This is a genomic window from Reyranella sp. (assembly GCF_004296935.1).
GTDB lineage: Bacteria > Pseudomonadota > Alphaproteobacteria > Reyranellales > Reyranellaceae > Reyranella.
The window spans coordinates 13,332-29,413 of sequence record NZ_SCVH01000104.1 but is presented as its reverse complement, the minus strand read 5'-3'; the positions used below and the strand labels follow the sequence as shown (position 1 = coordinate 29,413).

The 16,082-nt window shown below is 66.0% G+C and carries 15 protein-coding genes; 5 read left to right on the top strand and 10 right to left on the bottom strand.

What is annotated here, in order from left to right:
- Together EPO55_RS14925 and EPO55_RS14920 are read left to right on the top strand one after the other, a co-directional pair.
- The coding region (locus EPO55_RS14925) for a cysteine hydrolase (RefSeq protein ID WP_296337736.1) at positions 1-357 on the top strand (357 nt) is incomplete at its 5' end.
- Positions 354-1,496 carry an amidase gene (locus EPO55_RS14920; protein WP_296337735.1) on the top strand — a complete coding sequence of 381 codons (1,143 nt, stop codon included), beginning with the start codon at positions 354-356 and terminating at the stop codon, positions 1,494-1,496. The genes EPO55_RS14925 and EPO55_RS14920, both read left to right, overlap by 4 nt.
- Before the next feature lie 9 nt (positions 1,497-1,505).
- On the opposite strand, the gene EPO55_RS14915 is transcribed toward EPO55_RS14920, so the two are convergent.
- From EPO55_RS14915 to EPO55_RS14900, 4 genes are all read right to left on the bottom strand, one after another.
- On the bottom strand, positions 1,506-1,700 hold the full coding sequence (locus EPO55_RS14915) for a hypothetical protein (RefSeq protein WP_296337733.1): 195 nt from the start codon (positions 1,698-1,700) through the stop codon (positions 1,506-1,508).
- A gap of 254 nt (positions 1,701-1,954) precedes the next feature.
- Positions 1,955-3,544: a hypothetical protein gene (locus tag EPO55_RS14910; protein ID WP_296337732.1), complete on the bottom strand. Its 1,590-nt coding sequence runs from the start codon at positions 3,542-3,544 to the stop codon at positions 1,955-1,957.
- Positions 3,545-3,745: 201 nt separating this feature from the next.
- On the bottom strand, positions 3,746-4,693 hold the full coding sequence (locus EPO55_RS14905) for a homocysteine S-methyltransferase family protein (protein WP_296337731.1): 948 nt from the start codon (positions 4,691-4,693) through the stop codon (positions 3,746-3,748).
- Between the two features lie 241 nt (positions 4,694-4,934).
- Positions 4,935-5,720 (bottom strand): enoyl-CoA hydratase/isomerase family protein, encoded by a 786-nt coding sequence (locus EPO55_RS14900; protein ID WP_296337729.1) that lies wholly within the window; start codon positions 5,718-5,720, stop codon positions 4,935-4,937.
- A 360-nt stretch (positions 5,721-6,080) separates the two neighbouring features.
- Here EPO55_RS14900 and EPO55_RS14895 point away from each other — a divergent pair, with 360 nt between their 5' ends.
- Positions 6,081-6,419: a hypothetical protein gene (locus tag EPO55_RS14895; protein ID WP_296337727.1), complete on the top strand. Its 339-nt coding sequence runs from the start codon at positions 6,081-6,083 to the stop codon at positions 6,417-6,419.
- 162 nt (positions 6,420-6,581) lie between these two features.
- Here EPO55_RS14895 and EPO55_RS14890 read toward each other — a convergent pair whose 3' ends face one another.
- The 4 genes from EPO55_RS14890 to EPO55_RS14875 all read right to left on the bottom strand — a co-directional run bounded on the left by EPO55_RS14890 (position 6,582) and on the right by EPO55_RS14875 (position 11,626).
- Positions 6,582-6,860 (bottom strand): transposase, encoded by a 279-nt coding sequence (locus tag EPO55_RS14890; RefSeq protein WP_296337726.1) that lies wholly within the window; start codon positions 6,858-6,860, stop codon positions 6,582-6,584.
- Positions 6,861-6,980: 120 nt separating this feature from the next.
- Entirely contained in the window at positions 6,981-8,180 is a 1,200-nt protein-coding gene (locus tag EPO55_RS14885) for an MFS transporter (protein ID WP_296337725.1), read from the bottom strand.
- Complete coding sequence (gene mtnA / locus EPO55_RS14880; RefSeq protein WP_296337724.1) at positions 8,177-9,271, bottom strand: S-methyl-5-thioribose-1-phosphate isomerase; 1,095 nt, start codon at positions 9,269-9,271, stop codon at positions 8,177-8,179. The genes EPO55_RS14885 and mtnA overlap by 4 nt, the downstream gene beginning before the upstream one ends.
- 9 nt (positions 9,272-9,280) lie before the next feature.
- Complete coding sequence (locus EPO55_RS14875) at positions 9,281-11,626, bottom strand: transketolase (protein WP_296337723.1); 2,346 nt, start codon at positions 11,624-11,626, stop codon at positions 9,281-9,283.
- Positions 11,627-11,720: 94 nt separating this feature from the next.
- Between EPO55_RS14875 and EPO55_RS14870 the strand changes: the two genes are divergently transcribed.
- On the top strand, positions 11,721-12,197 hold the full coding sequence (locus EPO55_RS14870) for an Lrp/AsnC family transcriptional regulator (protein ID WP_296337722.1): 477 nt from the start codon (positions 11,721-11,723) through the stop codon (positions 12,195-12,197).
- On the opposite strand, the gene EPO55_RS14865 is transcribed toward EPO55_RS14870, so the two are convergent.
- Positions 12,181-13,089 (bottom strand): PhzF family phenazine biosynthesis protein, encoded by a 909-nt coding sequence (locus EPO55_RS14865; RefSeq protein WP_296337721.1) that lies wholly within the window; start codon positions 13,087-13,089, stop codon positions 12,181-12,183. The two genes, EPO55_RS14870 and EPO55_RS14865, sit on opposite strands and share 17 nt — an antisense overlap.
- Before the next feature lie 37 nt (positions 13,090-13,126).
- On the opposite strand from EPO55_RS14865, the gene EPO55_RS14860 reads away from it, so the two are divergent.
- Positions 13,127-14,800, top strand: coding sequence for an AMP-binding protein (locus EPO55_RS14860; RefSeq protein WP_296337720.1), 1,674 nt, complete (start codon positions 13,127-13,129; stop codon positions 14,798-14,800).
- A 49-nt stretch (positions 14,801-14,849) separates the two neighbouring features.
- On the opposite strand, the gene EPO55_RS14855 is transcribed toward EPO55_RS14860, so the two are convergent.
- A complete protein-coding gene (locus tag EPO55_RS14855; RefSeq protein WP_296337718.1) occupies positions 14,850-16,007 on the bottom strand; it encodes an ArgE/DapE family deacylase in 1,158 nt (385 codons plus the stop codon).
- Between the last annotated feature and the right edge of the window lie 75 nt (positions 16,008-16,082).

The window sequence follows — 16,082 nt, the reverse complement described above, 5'->3', positions numbered from 1 at the left end:
CGTATCCTGATCGACGGCGAGCCGGGCAACGACCTCGTGCCCGAACTCGCGGCGCTGCCGGGCGAGACGGTGATCGTGAAGCCAGGCAAGGGCGCTTTCTATGCGACGCGGCTCGGCCATCTGCTGGAGACGCAGGGCATCGGCCATCTGGTGTTCGCCGGAGTCACGACGGAAGTCTGCGTGCAGACGACGATGCGCGAGGCCAACGACCGCGGCTACGAATGCCTGCTGGCCGAGGACGCCACCGAGAGCTATTTCCCCGAATTCAAGGCGGCCACGCTCGCCATGATCCGGGCCCAGGGCGGCATCGTCGGCTGGACGGCGCCGACGGATACGATCGTCAAAGCCTTGCGGTGACCGTCACCGACTTCGGTGCCTTCGTTCCCGGGCCGCGGACCGAGATCCCGCCTTCGGGTTCGGGAACGCTCGACGGCCTCACCTTCGTCGTAAAGGACCTGATCGATGTTGCCGGCACGATCACCGGCGGCGGCAATCCCGACTGGCACGGGCAGCAGGAGATGGGCACGGTCTCGGCCGTCGTTGTCGAGCGCTTCCTGCAGGCCGGCGCCGCTTTGGTTGGCAAGACCGTCACCGACGAACTCGCCTTCAGCCTCGAAGGTGAGAACGAGCACTATGGAACGCCGGTCAATCCTCGCTGCCCCGACCGCCTGCCCGGCGGCTCGTCGAGCGGCTCGGCGGTGGCTGTCGCGGCCGGTCTGGCCGATCTCGGCCTCGGCACCGATACCGGCGGCTCGGTGCGGGTGCCGGCGAGCTTCTGCGGCCTCCACGGCTGGCGCCCGACGCACGGCCGCGTGCCGATGACGGGCGTGATCCCTTTCGCGCCGAGCTTCGACACGGTCGGGCTCTTTGCCCGCACGGCGGCGCATCTGTCCGCTGGTGGCCACACGCTGCTGCAGACTCCGCCGGCGGAAGCGTGCCCCGTCCGGCTGCTGCTGGCGGCCGATGCCTTCGTGTTGGCCGATCCCGAGGCACAGGCGCCGTTGCGCGCGGCAGCCGCCCGTTTCGGTGTCGTCGAGGAGATTGAGATCTACGGCGGGCGCGCGGCCGAATTCCTCGAGGCCTACACCACCCTGCAGGGCCTCGACATCGTGCGGTCGCTGGGCGTCTTCCTCGGGTCGAAGCCGCGCTTCGGTGCCACGATCGCGCCGCGCTTCGAGGGCGCCCGCGCGCTCGATCCCGCCCTCGAGCCCGCGTGGCGGGCGTGGCGCCGGGACATGGCCGCCCGGATGCGTGCGCTGCTGCCGTCGGGAACCCTGCTGCTGTTGCCCACGACCCCCGGCATCGCTCCGCTACGCTTCCTGCGCGATGCCGATGCCGGGCGTTTTTATCGGGCCGCTCTCTCGCTCTGTTCGGTGGCGGGCCTCGCCGGTCTTCCCGCGGTCACGCTGCCGGTCGCCACGCTTGACGGCTGTCCGCTCGGTCTTTCCGTGATCGCGGGACCGGGCGAGGACGAGGCGTTGCTCGCCCTGACCTAGGGCGTGGGCTCATTGGCGCGCAGCCAAATGCAGCATCGGCTTGATGGCGGTCCATTCGAAATCGTCGAGTTCGCAGCGCATGATTCGAGGCTCTGGTTCGAGCGCCTGGATCACACCCACGGCCGGATCATCGACCCGCAACGACCCGTAGCGTGGCCGCCAACATTCTGGTTTGACTTCCGCTTTCGGCGTCACAACGGACATGGCTGAAATCGCCGTTGGGTCGCCCCTGTAGCGAATGACCCACAACGGACATGGGGAACTCTATCAGCTTGTCGGCACGGGCCAGCGGCAACGGCGGGACGGGTTAGGCCGAGCGATTTTGCCGCCGCAGAATTGGTGATGAAACGGAATTTCGTCGGTTACTCAATCGGCACGTCGCCAGTCGTTATCAGCTTGATCCCTGGCAACAGCTGCTATTTGCTTACCTTGCTTCATAGAAAGTGACAGTCAACGCTCTAGCCACCGCCGACTACGGTTCGGGCAACCTTCAACTCCGGACGGTCGGCGTTGCCGTCTTTGGTCATCGTCAGTAATGCCTGGTAGTAGGTCTTCGCCTTGCCCATGTCCCCTAATTGCTGAGCCACAAGCGCCGCGCCCGCAATGGAGCGGTAGCGGTTGGGCTCCTTGGCGAGCACGGCCTCGTAGGCGGCGAGCGCCTCGCCTTTCCGGCCGCGTGAAAGCATCATCTCGGCCAGCATTTCGCGGGCTGGTAGCAGCGGCCCCGGCGTCACCACGTGCTTTTCAGTGCGATCTTCGTTATCAGCAACCTCGGTCATGGCGGTGACCGCCTCGTCGTACCGCTTGTCGGCCCAGGCCGACCACGCCAGCGCGGCGCGGCGCTGGATGTCGACCTGCTCGGCCCAGTAGTCGTTCTTCACTGCCTTCAGCTTGTCCACCAGCGCCGCAAGCTTGTCTGCTTCCTCCTTTGCCGCGGCGGCATTGCCGGTCTGGCCGGCGCCTACGGCGCGGGCGAAGTGAATTAGCGCCTCGGTATAAGGAAACTCCGATGGTTGCGGTGCCAGCGCAGCGGCTTCGGCCCATTGACCACGCTCAAGGGCGTAGCGCGCCGGAGCCGCCGCCATCGCGAAGGGCGCTGCGAATCTGCCTGCTCCGGGGTTGGTGATCTGGCGCAGCTCATCGAGCGCCTTGGCGGCAAGGCCATCGCGCGCGGTTTGCAGAAAAGCGTACACCAGATAGTCGAGCGCGTGCGCCTCGTCTTGTTTCTCCTTCTGATCCTTGGCGATGCGCGCCGACGCGGCGTTGGAGTCGATCGACTCCTGCCAGTAACCCAACCTCGTGAAGATGTGCGACGGCATGTGCAGTGCATGGGGCGAGTCAGGCGCAATCTTGGCGTAGCGCTGCGCCGCATCGACGCCATGCTTGGCAATCGGCGGATAGTCGTAGGCGTGGATCAGGTAGTGTGCGACGCCAGGATGCTGCGGATTGGCGATGAAAATTGGCTCGAGGATTTTCGCTGCCCGGAGTTGGTTGGCGTAGGTCTTGTCGGCAGGCGATGCCGAGACCGCCAACGCCAATGCCCAATAGATTTGCGCCTCCTTGTCGTCTGGATAGCGTGCGGCCAACGCTTCCATTGCCTTGGCGTAGGCGGCGAGGCGGGCGCCATGCGGTAGCTTGTCGGAGTCGCGGTAAAAGATACCAAGCGCCTCAAGGTAGCCCTTTTCACGCTCGGTTTTTGGGCCCAGCGCCAACCCCTTGTCGATCGAGGCCGATCCATCCTTCAGCCATTCCGCGATCGGTGGCGCGTAAGGGTTGCGGAGGTTGGCGAGGGCCAAGCCCCAATATGCGATGGCACAGGACGGGTCGAGCTTGAGGACCTCGTTGAAGGTGTCCGTCGCGGCGCGATACCAGAAGGAATGCTGGTAGGCCATGGCGAGATTGAACTTGGCTTGTGCTTCGGTATTGCACGAGGTCTTGAAGTCGATGTCGCCGAGAACCGCGCCGTGGGATCCATGCTGGGCAGTTGCTGCCGAACACCATATCAATGCGACACCCGCGAGACCGACGACTGACTTTCCCTTCAACATGTTTGCCTCCCCATGGATACGATTTCTCGTGTCGTCGCGGGCCGGCATCGCATTTTCGCGCGAGGAGACTTGGGAAGACGGCGCGACGATGGCAACGCCCTACCACGCTACGCAAGTTCTAACTCCATGGCAGCATGCATCCCAGCCACCGCATTTTCAATCCGCAAGCTGACGGATGTGGCAAGAGCGCTTAGGTCCATGTCATACCAACTGGCACACCAGCCCAATCTTCTCAGCGTGACGATGGTCTGAGCCACAGCACCCACCCAAGATGGAAAAATGACGATGGCGGGTGCGCATGTCGCGTAGGAGGACGGCCAGCTCATCGGGATCACCGGCCTCGAGAGTTGTCGATTCGTTGAGCTCCGCGTGGCTCTTTGGCGATGGATTGGCGCGGATGCCGCGGAGGCGTTCGATCCATCGACCAGAGGCCTCCAAAGCCGAGCCCAGGTGGCTCGGATGCGCGCAGTTCACCATGTAGTGTGCTGGCGCCCCGCCAGTCGCTGTGTCCGTAGCCATAATAGCATCATGAAGATTGGTGCCGTCAGGAAGACGGCCATCCGTCTCCACCGTGAAGGAGACTACGCTGGGAATTCCGGCCCTCGCCGCAGCTTGGGCAATGCCGATTGCCTCTCCAATATGCGTCATCGTTTGCGCCGTCACGAGGTCTGCTCCTTCCTCGCCATAGAGGCGCACCTGGGGACCGTGAAAATCCTCCGCGGTTTTGGCGTCCATACTATCGGCTCCGGAGTATCCATCGCCACGCGGTCCAATTCCGCCGTTCACCACAATGGGCATACTCGGTGTTTCCCAATCGCGCCGAACTTCCCGCACGAACGCAACCGCCGCACGAATGGCTCGTTCCAGCCGAGGTCGGTCATAGCCAACCTTCGCGGCCCACTCCGGACTGGCCCGAAAGGTCGGCGTGTCGAGAATGCAGCCGGCGCCACTGCGCCTTGCAGCAGCAGCGTAGGAGTCGTAGTAGCGCCTCAATGTCTTTCGTCCCTGCTCGCTGTCGAGCAACGGGAAGGCCGCGAAGTGCGGCAGCTCAATCCCTTCTTGAAAGATCAGGGTGGTTTCCAGGCCACCATCCGTGACCAGCAGTCCGCTGCCGAGGCCAGCAAGAACCTGACGATAGTCGCGCGACATCGAGAGCCTCCCTCCCCAAGGGCCGCATACCGATTCCTCGGCCATTATTTCATAGAGCACTTTCATTTCAACTGGGGGCTAGCCGATGCCGCCCGTCTTCAACTTGGTGACTTTGACTACTGCGAATCGATTCGTCCGATTTTGGCACTTAGCGTCGTTTCGCTGCGACTTGGAATTTGGTCGGCTATCGGTGCAAATCGGACATCGAGTAGCAATCAAGCTCGATCTACAGGTACGCGCCCTAGCCGCGCGGCCACTTGGGCGGACGCTTGGCCAGGAACGCCTCGACACCTTCTGCGAAGTCCGCCGTGCCGGCGAGGGCGACCACCGTTTCGAGTTCGAACGCCATGCCGTCCTCGAAGGCGAGTCCGCCGCCCAACGTCACCGTGCGGCGGATGGCGGCTAGGGCGGCGGGCGATTTCGCCGCCAGCTCCTCGCCATAGGCCTGCACCCGCGCACGCAGATCGTCGGGCGCCACCAGTTCGTCGACCAGGCCCCAGCTTCGCGCTTCCTCGGCCGCCACCATGCGGCCCTCGTAGAGATAGCGGATGGCGCGCGACCGGCCGATCAGATGGGCCAGCGCCTGGGTGGTGGCGATCGGCGGGATGAAGCCGATGCGGATCTCGGGCTGGCCCAGCCTCGCATTGGCGGCGGCGAAGCGCAGGTCGCAATGCAGCGTCATCTCGAGGCCGCCGCCCACGGCGGTGCCGTTGATCGCGGCCAGCAGCGGCTTGGCCGAACCGCGCAGCAGCCGCACGATCTGATGACAGCGGTTCGCCCAGCCGCGCATGCCGTCGGGCGTGATGCCCTTGAAGACATTGAGATCGGCGCCGGCGCTCAGATAGCCGTCGATCGCGCTCGCCAGCACCAGCACCCGTACCTCGGGATCGGCAAGCAGGGCCGTGATCCCGTCATGGACCTCGTCGACCATCTCGCGGGTGAAGGCGTTGACCGGCGGCCGGTTGAATTCCAGCCAGCCGACGCGGGCGACGGTCGAGAGGCGGATGAAGGACGGGGGCTTGGGCATCGCCCCATTATCCACGGCAAACGATCTCCCGTCAGCCGGTAGCCTCAGTCCCCGGTTACGGTGCCTCGGGCGGCGACGCGCGCCGCCACCTCGGTCGCGCCACGGAACGCCCGCGCCTGCCAGCTTCCGTCGGCACCCTTGCTCGTGACGCGAACCTTCTTGTAGCCGTCGGCCTCGATCGCGGCCCTGGCGTCGGCTTCGGACGTACCCCGGGCGGCCGTTTCGGCGGCTGGCTCCGGGACGCCCGCCGGCGGGGCAAAGGCAGCTCGGCTGCGAACCAGCATCCGAACGGCGAGATAACGTCACAGGCGGGCGGGCATTCCGGCGGAACCTGTGTGCGGGGCACGTCGTTACCCAAGCATGATGCAACAACCCAACCTCGAGGCGATCAGCCCCTATCTCGTGCTGGGCCAGGCCGACGACGGCGGCCGGCCCATCGTCGAGACGGCGCGGGTGTTGCACGACCTGATCGTGGCCTTCGCGCCGCAGGGCCACTATTCCGTCCGCTCCATCGAGGACGAGTGCGGCCCGGCCGTCCATTGTGCCTTCGAGCACAAGGCTGATGCCGACCGGCTGGCGGCGACCGTGGGCGCCATCGAGATCGTCCGCTACCAGCGCTATCGCAGCGAACGCGTCTTCGCCCTGAACGACGCCGCTGCCCGGTCGCTCCGCCGCAGGCTGGCGCGTCAGCGCGCGTAAGGTCGTCACCTCATCAGGTGGCGTTGCAAGTTCAGCAGGTTTCTGCCCATATTTTGTCTAGGCTGATGTTGGTGCGTCGGCGCAAAGTCGGCCAAACGCCGTGTTATCCGGCCTTGCTACGGTCCCGCCGCGCACTTGCCCGCCAGCACCGCCGCATGGCCCTCAGCGTCCGCCACTTCCGTCACCGCGCAGCGACTGCCCATCAGGCCGGGGCGGAACGTCACCTCGACGAAGCGGGTCTCGCCCGGCCCGACGTTCGCGGCGAGCGCCGCGCTGCCGCCGATCGCTCGGCAGACCGGACAGGCGATACTTGGCGATCCAGTCGTAGATCACCGCGCGGCTGATCCCGTGCCGCCTTGCCTGCATCGTGGCCGTCTGCTCGCCACTCGGGATCTCTTCGACAGCCTGACGGCGGAACGCCGCCGAATACCGGTACTTCATGGGCTTCGCCTTGAAGCCCGATAACCCTAGTCGCCTTTCAATCCAGATACTCTGTCCAACCCAAGGGGGTCACTCCAACAGATTCTGGACAAGTCGTGTCCGTAAAATGCGTCGACAAGCCTATCGGATCGTGGGGCTGGTGCGGGCGAGCATGATCGTGGCGGCGAGAGCGATGCTCGCAATGGCGGTGCAAAGCGCGAGCACGCCCTCGGCGCCGAAGTTGGCCATGACGGCGGCCAGCACGGGCGGCGCGGCGGCGGAGACGATGCCCTGCGGCAGGGCGAGGCGGCCCATCACGGTGCCGAACTGGGCGCGGCCGAACAGCGCGAGCGGCAGCGTGGCGCGCAGCACCGCCTTCAGGCCGTTGGCGATGCCGTAGGCCATGAGGCAGAGAAGCGCCACGGCGAGGTTGCCGCCGGCCAGCCAGGCGAGTCCCAGACCCAAGGGCAGGACGGCGGCGGCAAACAGGGCCGAGTTCATGATCGAGTAGCGGTGGCCGAAGGTGAGCTCGACGGCGCGCACCGCCACCTGGGCGGGGCCGATCAGCGAGGCCAGCAGCAGCGCGGTCGCCGGGTCGTGGCCCAGGCCGCGCAGCACGCCGATGGCATGGACGATGAAGCCGGTGAAGATGAAGGCGCCGCAGGAGAAGGCGAGCGCCAGCAGCAGGAAGGTGCGCGTGCTCTCCGCCGCCGACAGGCCGGCGGCGGGCGGCGGCGCCGTGCTGGCCGGGAGCGCGGGCGGGCGGCCCGGCAGCATCAGCAGATGGACCGGCAGGCAGACCAGCAGATGGAGGCCGGCGAAGACGAGGAGCGTGCCGCGCCAGCCGACGATGGGTTCGAGCATGCCGGAGACCGGCCAGAAGACGGTGGACGCGAAGCCGCCGACGATGGCCAGGACGGCGATGGCCTGGCGGGCGCGGGCGCCGGCGACCTGGGCGAGCGCGATGCTGGCCGGCGTGTTGAGGGCGAGGGTGGAGGCGACGCCCAGCACGGCCCAGCACAGGAGGTAGCTCACGAGTCCCTGCGTCATGGCGAGCGCGGCGAGGGCGAGCGCATAGATGAGCGAACCGGTTGCCATCAGGCTGCGGGCTCCGGTGCGGTCCATCGACTTGCCGACCCAGGGCGCGAACAGGGCGCCCATGCCAAACATCACGGTGATGCCGCCGTAGACGACCTCGCTCGGCAGCGCGAGGTCGCGCTCGATATGGCGGCCCAGCACCGAGGGCATGAGGAAGGTGGTGCCCCAGCCGATGATCTGCGTGATGCCGAGGCCCGCAGTGGCCCGTACTGCCGGCGAGAGGACGGCCGGCGTCAGGATCACGCCGCGCGTGCTTGTTCGGGATAGAGCGCGAGAAGCCCCGCTTCGCTGGCGGCCGAGACGCCGCGCTCGGTGATCAGGCCGGTGACGAGGCGGGCCGGTGTGACGTCGAAGCCGGGGTTGGCGGCGGGGCTGCCGTCGGGCAGCACGGCGACCGTTGCCAGGCCGCCCGCGTCGGTGCGGCCCGTCATGTGAGAGACCTCGCGCTGGCTGCGCTCCTCGATCGGGATCTCGGCCACGCCGTCGCTGATGGTCCAGTCGATGGTTGGGTAGGGGAGGCCGACGTAGAAGGGCACGCCGTTGTCGTGGGCGGCGAGCGCCTTGAGATAAGTGCCGATCTTGTTGCAGACGTCGCCGCTTCTGGTGGTGCGGTCGGAGCCGACGATGCAGAAGTCGACCTGGCCATGCTGCATCAGGTGGCCGCCGGCATTGTCGGCGATCACGGTGTGCGGCACGCCGTGCTTGCCGAGTTCCCAGGCAGTCAGGCTGGCGCCTTGATTGCGGGGCCGCGTTTCGTCGACCCAGACATGGATGGGAATGCCGGCATCGTGCGCCTGGTAGATGGGGGAAAGAGCGGTTCCCCAATCGACCGTGGCGAGCCAGCCGGCGTTACAATGCGTGAGGGCGTTGATGCGGTCGCCGTGGGGCTTCAGCTTGCGGATCAGGGCCAGGCCGTTTTCGCCGATGCGGCGGCAGATTTCGACATCCTCGTCGCAGATCTCGGCTGCGCGTTTGTAGGCGGCCTCGCGGCGCTTCGCCGGCGGCAGTGGTGCGAGGAGGGCGCGCAAATCGTCGAGCGCCCAGCGCAGGTTGACTGCGGTCGGTCGCGACTCGAGCAGCTCGGTGTAGGCGCGGGCCAGCATCGTGTCCGACGGGTCCTCGGCCATGGCCAGCGCCATGCCGTAGGCGGCCGCTGCCCCGATCAGCGGGGCGCCACGAACAACCATCGTCTTGATGGCGTTCGTGGCGTTCACGACGTTCTTCAAGTCGCGCACCACGAATTCGTGCGGCAGCAGGGTCTGGTCGATCGCCTGGACGGTCGTGCCGTCGGCGCCCAGCCAGATGGTGCGATAGGGTTTGCCGTCTACTTTCACGCCGCCACTTTAGAGGGCGCGCGCCACCGCGTCGATGATCGCCGCCGCATCAAGTCTATAGGTGCGGTAGAGGTCCGGAATGTCGCCGGACTGGCCGAAATTCTCGATGCCGAGCGGCACGACCCGCTGCCCGCGCACCGAGCCCAGCCATGAGAGCGCCAGCGGATGGCCGTCCATGACGGTGACCAGCCGCGCATCGCGCGACAGCGGCGCCAACAGGGTTTCGACCGGACTCGGACTCGTGTCGACCCGGCCCACCGTGCGGCCGCGGTTCCGCTGCTGCGCCAGCCAGTCGGTGTGCAGCCGGTCGGGCGAGGTCAGCACCAGCAGCCCCGCGCCGGCAAAATCCCGCACCACGCTCTGGTGCGCCGCGATCGCCTCCGGCGTCACCGCGCCCATGGCGACGATGGCGATGTCGGCGCCCGGCTCCGGCGGGGCGTACCAGTAGCCGCCGGACACGATGTCGTCTTGCTGTTCGAGCGTCAGGATCCGTTCGGGTTGCGGCAGGCTCCGCGTCGAGAGCCGCAGGTAGACCGAGCCGCCCTTGGGCTGCTGCATGTACTCGAGCCCGTGCCGCATCAGTACGGCGAGCTCGTCGACATAGGCCGGCTCGTAGGAGACGAGTCCCGGCTGGCCCATGCCGATCAGCGGCGTGTGGATGCTCTGGTGTGCGCCGCCCTCGGGCGCGAGCGTCACGCCCGACGGCGTCGCCACGATCATGAATCGCGCATCCTGGTAGCAGGCGTAATTCAGCGCATCGAGGCCGCGGGCGATGAAGGGATCGTAGAGCGTGCCGATCGGCAGCAGCCGCGCACCGAAGATCTCGTGGCTGAGGCCCATGGCCGCGAGCTGGATGAAGAGGTTGTTCTCGGCGATGCCGAGCTCGATGTGCTGGCCCTTCGGCGTCTGGCGCCAGAGCTGTGCCGACACGACCTTCAGTTCGCGGAACACGTCCTCGGCCTCGGTGTGGCCGAACAGGCCGCGGCGGTTGACCCAGGCGCCGAGGTTGGTCGAGACGGTGACGTCCGGCGAGGTGGTGACGATACGGCGGCTGAGCTCGCTGTCCTCGGCCGCGATGCCGTTCAGGATCTTGCCAAAACCTTCCTGCGTGCTCGACTTCCTGTCGTTGGGTTTCGGCAAGGCCGACGGAATGGCAACGACCGGCGCCTCGGTGCGCCGGCGCCCCTCGGCGTTGAACGGTGCCGCATCGAGGAAGCCCTGCAGCTCGGCGGGGGCAGCGGAAAGCCCGGCGAACTTGTTCCACTCGGCGCCGTCTTCGATGCCCATGCCCTTCTTGAAGCCCGCCATCTGGTCGAGCGTCATCAGGCCGGAATGGTTGTCCTTGTGACCGGCGAACGGCAGGCCCTGGCCCTTGATGGTGTAGGCGATGAAGCAGGTCGGTTTGTCGTCGTTGACGCCCTCGAAGGCGTCGAGCACGGCCTGCATGTCGTTGCCGGCGAGGTTGGTCATCAGGCGATGGAGCGCGGCATCGTCGTGCCGCTCGAGGATCTGCCGCACGCCGGGATACTGGTTGAGGTCGCGCGTCAGCGCCTCGCGCCAGCCGGCGCCGCCCTTGAACACCAGGGCCGAGTAGAGCGAGTTGGGGCAGGCGTCGATCCATTGCCGCAGTTGCTCGCCGTCGGGCTGGGCGAACGCCGTCTCCAGCAGGCGGCCGTACTTCAGCGTGATCACGCGCCAGCCGACCAGCTCGAACATCTCGGCGACGCGGCCGAACAGCCGGTCGTTCACCACGCCGTCGAGGCTTTGGCGGTTGTAGTCGATCACCCACCACAGATTCCGCACGTCGTGCTTCCAGCCTTCGAGCAGCGCTTCAAAGATATTGCCCTCGTCGAGTTCGGCATCGCCCACCAGCGCCACCATGCGGCCGATGGGGCGCGTGCCGTCGCCGAGGTTTTTTAGGCGCACATAGTCCTGCACCAGCGAGGAGAACAGCGTCATGGCGACGCCGAGGCCCACCGAGCCGGTTGAGAAATCGACGTCGTCCGTGTCCTTGGTGCGCGAGGGATAGGACTGCGCGCCGCCCAGTGCGCGGAAGCGTTCCAGCTTGTCCCGAGTCTGGTGGCCGAACAGGTATTGGATGGCGTGGAACACCGGCGAAGCGTGCGGCTTTACCGCAATACGATCCTCCGGCCGCAGCACCGAGAAATAGAGCGCCGTCATCACCGTCGCCAGCGACGCGCACGAGGCCTGGTGGCCGCCGACCTTCAGCCCGTCGCGGTTCGGTCGCAGGTGATTGGCGTGATGGATGGTCCAGGCGGAGAGCCACAGCACCTTGCGCTCCAACTCACGAAGCAGTTTCAGGCGCTGGACGGGGGCGATCGTGGTCATGGCCATCGGCATACGCCTTGAGGCTTGGAAGGTCCTTGCGTTTGGGTCTCCAAACGGGCTGTATAGGGTAGATTTACCCTGAATTGTGGCAATTCACGCAATGATCACCCTCGATGCCATCGACCGGCGCATTCTCGAACGTCTGCAGCACGACGGCCGCCTCAGCAACGCCGACCTCGCCGAGCAGGTCGGTCTCTCCTCCTCGCCGTGCTGGCGGCGGGTCAAGGCGCTGGAGGAGGCGGGGGTCATAAAAGGCTACGCCGCCCAGCTCGACGCCAAGTCGATCGGCCTCTCGGTCAACGTCTTCATGAGCGTGTCGCTCTCCACCCAGGTCGAGAAGGCGCTGAAGGATTTCGAGCGCGCCGCGGCCGAGCGGCCCGAGGTGATGGAGTGCTACCTGATGACGGGTGACAGCGATTACCTGCTGCGCATCGTCGTGCCCGACCTCGAAGCCTACGAACGCTTCGTCATGGACTTCACCAAGATCGCCGGCATCGCGCAGATCCGAAGTTCGTTCGCGTTGCGCCCGGTCAAGCAGGGTACGGCCTTGCCGCTGGCCGTCAGCCGAGATCGATGACGCCGCTCATCATCGGCATGCAGCGCCCGCCGATATAGTTGGCGACGACCTTGCCGGCCTTCTTCTCTGAGGCGGCGACGAGGACGCTTGGGCGTCCCATATCGAAGCCCTGGCCGATGATCTTGTCGAGCGTGAGGTCCGCTTCGGGCCGCAGGTACGCCAGCAGGCCGATCAGTGCCACGTTGGCGCCGCCGGTGGCGGGATCTTCGGGGATGCCATGCTCCGGCGCGAACATCCGACTCTGGATATCGATGTTGCCCTCTTTCGCCTGCACATAGAGATGGATGCCGACGACGCGGTCGCGCGGCAGGTCGCGGGCGAAGACCTCCGGTCGTGGCGCAGCCGACCGCAGCGCCGCACGTGACTTCAGCTCGACGAACAACAGCGGTACGCCGCACGACGCGACGCGGGGCGGATGGATGTCGAGCTTGAGGTCGTCGGCCTTGAGCGAGCAGGCCTGCAAGACGATCTCGGGCGCTATCTCCTCGCCAAGGCTGAGCGGGACCGGAGCGGCGAGACGTGTCGCCACGACGATCCCGCCTTCGCGGGTCAGGTCCATGTTCACGAGGCCCGCCTTCTCCTCGAACACCAGCCGGTCGCCGGAAATCTTCCGGCCGTAGCTCTCGCCGGCGCGGGCCAGCACGAAGGCGGTGCCGACATTGGGATGGCCGGCGAACGGCATCTCGGCCTTGGGCGTGAAGATGCGGACCCGGGCGGTATGGGCCGGATCCTGGGGCGGCAGCACGAAGGTCGTCTCGGCCAGGTTGAATTCCGCGGCGATGGCCTGCATGCGCTCGGTCGAGAGGCCCTGGGCGTTGGTGACGACGGCCAGCGGATTGCCGCCGAACTGGCGGTCGGTGAAGACGTCGACGGTGGTGAACTGGAGTTTCATGATTTCAAACCTGCCACAGGACGCTAAGCTCGCCTTCATGACCAATGCTCAGGCCACCCCTCAAATCTCTTATGACCACGGCGTCTCGGACAGGAAGCTGATCGGCGAGACCATCGGCGCCTTCTTCGATCGTCAGGTCGAGACCTATCGCGACCGCGAGGCGCTGGTCGTGCGGCACCAGAAGGTGCGCTGGAGCTGGGGTGAACTGGCCCGGCGGGTCGACGATCTCGCCGCCGGCCTGATGGCTCTGGGGCTGGAGCGCGGTGATCGCATCGGCATCTGGTCGCCCAACACCTCAGAATGGACTCTGGCCCAGTTCGCCACGGCCAAGGCGGGTCTGGTGCTGGTCAACGTCAATCCGGCCTACCGACGCTCCGAGCTCGAGTACGCCATGAACAAGGTCGAGTGCAAGGCGCTGATCCTGGCGCCGGCGCTGAAGACCTCGAACTATCTCGAGATCGTCGACGATCTGGTGAAAGCGAAGAAGCTGCCGCATCTCAAGCACGTCATCCGGCTCGGCCGCGAGAAGACTCCCGGCATGCTGAACTTCGACGACGTGGCGACGGCAGGCGGCAACGCCGAAAAGGTGAAGCTGGCCGAGCTCGGGCCGAAACTGCAGTTCGACGACGCCATCAACATCCAGTTCACCTCAGGCACCACCGGCCATCCCAAGGGCGCCACGCTCAGCCACCACAACATCCTGAACAATGGCTATTTCGTCGGCCTCGGACTAAAACTCACGCCGGCGGATCGGCTGTGCATTCCCGTGCCGCTCTATCACTGCTTCGGCATGGTGATGGGCAACCTGGGCTGCCTGACCCACGGCGCCACCATGGTCTATCCGGCCGAGGCCTTTGATCCGCTGGCGACGTTGCAGGCCGTCGCCGAGGAGCGCTGCACGGCGCTTTACGGCGTGCCGACCATGTTCATCGCCCAGCTCGATCACCCCGAGTTTTCCAAGTTTGACCTAAAAAGCCTGCGCACCGGCATCATGGCGGGCTCGCCCTGCCCGATCGAGGTGATGAAGAAGGTGCAGAGCCACATGCACATGCATCAGGTCACCATCGCCTACGGCATGACCGAGACCTCTCCCGTCTCGACGCAATGCGCCACCGACGATCCGCTGGAAAAGCGAGTCTCCACCGTGGGCCAGGTCCTGCCGCACATAGAAATCAAGATCGTCGATCCCGAGGGCAAGGCGGTGCCGCGCGGCGAGACCGGCGAGTTCTGCACCCGTGGCTATTCGGTGATGAAGGGCTACTGGAACGACGCGGAGAAGACCGCCGAGGCGATCGACGAGGCGGGCTGGATGCGCACCGGCGATCTCGCGACCATGGATGGCGAAGGCTACGTCAACATCGTGGGCCGCCTCAAGGACATGGTGATCCGGGGCGGCGAGAACGTCTATCCCCGCGAGATCGAGGAGTTTCTCTACCGCCATCCCAAGATCCAGGACGTGCAGGTGATCGGCGTGCCCGATCCCAAGTATGGCGAGGAGATCTGTGCCTGGATCAAGCTGCACGGCGACCAGACCGCCACCGCCGAGGAAATCCGCGAGTTCTGCAAGGGCCAGATCGCCCACTACAAGATCCCGCGCTACATCGAGTTCGTGCCCGAATTCCCGATGACCATCACCGGCAAGATCCAGAAATTCGTGATGCGCGAGCAGACCATCAGCAAGCTTGGCCTGAAGGCGCAAAAGACGGCGTAACTCCGCCTACCCTGTCATCCTGAGCGTAGCGAAGGATCCTTCGCTACGCTCAGGATGACAAGAGGCGCCTGACCACGTCCATCTGGATTTCGACCGCCTCGACCATCCCGGCAATCGGCACGCTCTCGTTGGCAGCGTGTCCCTGGGCGCCGGAGCCCGGGCCGAAGTTGATAATTTCGATGCCGTCGTCGGCGTAGTAGCGGCCGTCGCTGACGCCGGTAGCGTTCAGGAACTTCACCTTGCGGCCCGTCCTGGCTTTCACCGCCGCCTCGAAGGCGCCGACGGTGGCGCCGTTCTCCGGTGCGAAGAAGCCGTTGGTGCCGGTCAGGAATTCCACGCCATAGGTGCCCTTGGGTTCACGCACGCCGTCGATCACGCTCTTCAGTTCCTTGAAGGCGTCCTTCACCTTTTCGTTCGGCAGAAGGCGGCGGTCGATCTCGACCGTGCAGGCCGAGGGCACGACGTTGGTGTTGTGGCCGCCATGGAACATGCCGATGTTCACGGTCGATTTCATCGCGCCCGACACGCGCCGCGCGAGAGCCTTGTCGTAGTAGGAGCTGAGTGCGCCCACCAGCCGCATCATGCGCAGGATGGCGTTGTCGCCGGCGGCGGGATTGCCGGCATGGGCGGCGCGGCCCTTGGTGGTGATCCGGGCCCACATCACGCCGCGCTCGGCCACGATCAAATTGTTCTCGGTCTGCGCCCCCAGGATCAGGGCGTCGGGCCGCACCTTGCCGGTCTTGCGCAGGAACTCCATGCCGTCGGGCCCGAGATTCTCTTCATCCGCCACGAAGGTGAAGATCAGCTCGCCCTTGGCCGGGCCACCGCGGCGCGCGATCTCCTCCGCGAGCCAGATCTGGACGGCCATGCTGCCCTTGCAGTTTCCGGCGCCGAGGCCATGGACGAGGCCGCCCTTCACCAGCGCCTTGAACGGATCGCTCTTCCAGTTGGCGCGCTCGCCCACGCCCACCGTGTCGACATGGGCGTTGAAGGCGATGACCGGGCCTTTGGCCTTGCCCTTCATCCGCGCTACGACATTGTCGACGCCCCGGGTCTTGGTCACGGTCTCGACCTTGTAGCCCGCCTTCTTGAGGCGCCTGGCCGCGTAGGCACAGATCTCCACCGAGGTGCCGGGCGGGTAGGGGCTCGGCAGCGCGATCAGGTCGGTGAGGATCGCCACGAGCTCGGACTGCATCTTCTTCGACATGGGCTCGAAATCCTTATTCAAAACAAAGCTGTCATCCCGAGCGAAGCGAGGGACCTTTATTGATCAGCAAAGATC

Coding starts and splice junctions, on each gene's coding strand:
- EPO55_RS14915 (WP_296337733.1), bottom strand. CDS start 1,700: ATGTCCGTTGTGACGCCGAAAGCGGAAGTCAAACCAGAATGTTGGCGG.
- EPO55_RS14910 (WP_296337732.1), bottom strand. CDS start 3,544: ATGTTGAAGGGAAAGTCAGTCGTCGGTCTCGCGGGTGTCGCATTGATA.
- EPO55_RS14905 (WP_296337731.1), bottom strand. CDS start 4,693: ATGTCGCGCGACTATCGTCAGGTTCTTGCTGGCCTCGGCAGCGGACTG.
- EPO55_RS14900 (WP_296337729.1), bottom strand. CDS start 5,720: ATGCCCAAGCCCCCGTCCTTCATCCGCCTCTCGACCGTCGCCCGCGTC.
- EPO55_RS14895 (WP_296337727.1), top strand. CDS start 6,081: ATGATGCAACAACCCAACCTCGAGGCGATCAGCCCCTATCTCGTGCTG.
- EPO55_RS14890 (WP_296337726.1), bottom strand. CDS start 6,860: ATGAAGTACCGGTATTCGGCGGCGTTCCGCCGTCAGGCTGTCGAAGAG.
- EPO55_RS14875 (WP_296337723.1), bottom strand. CDS start 11,626: ATGGCCATGACCACGATCGCCCCCGTCCAGCGCCTGAAACTGCTTCGT.
- EPO55_RS14870 (WP_296337722.1), top strand. CDS start 11,721: ATGATCACCCTCGATGCCATCGACCGGCGCATTCTCGAACGTCTGCAG.
- EPO55_RS14865 (WP_296337721.1), bottom strand. CDS start 13,089: ATGAAACTCCAGTTCACCACCGTCGACGTCTTCACCGACCGCCAGTTC.
- EPO55_RS14860 (WP_296337720.1), top strand. CDS start 13,127: ATGACCAATGCTCAGGCCACCCCTCAAATCTCTTATGACCACGGCGTC.
- EPO55_RS14855 (WP_296337718.1), bottom strand. CDS start 16,007: ATGTCGAAGAAGATGCAGTCCGAGCTCGTGGCGATCCTCACCGACCTG.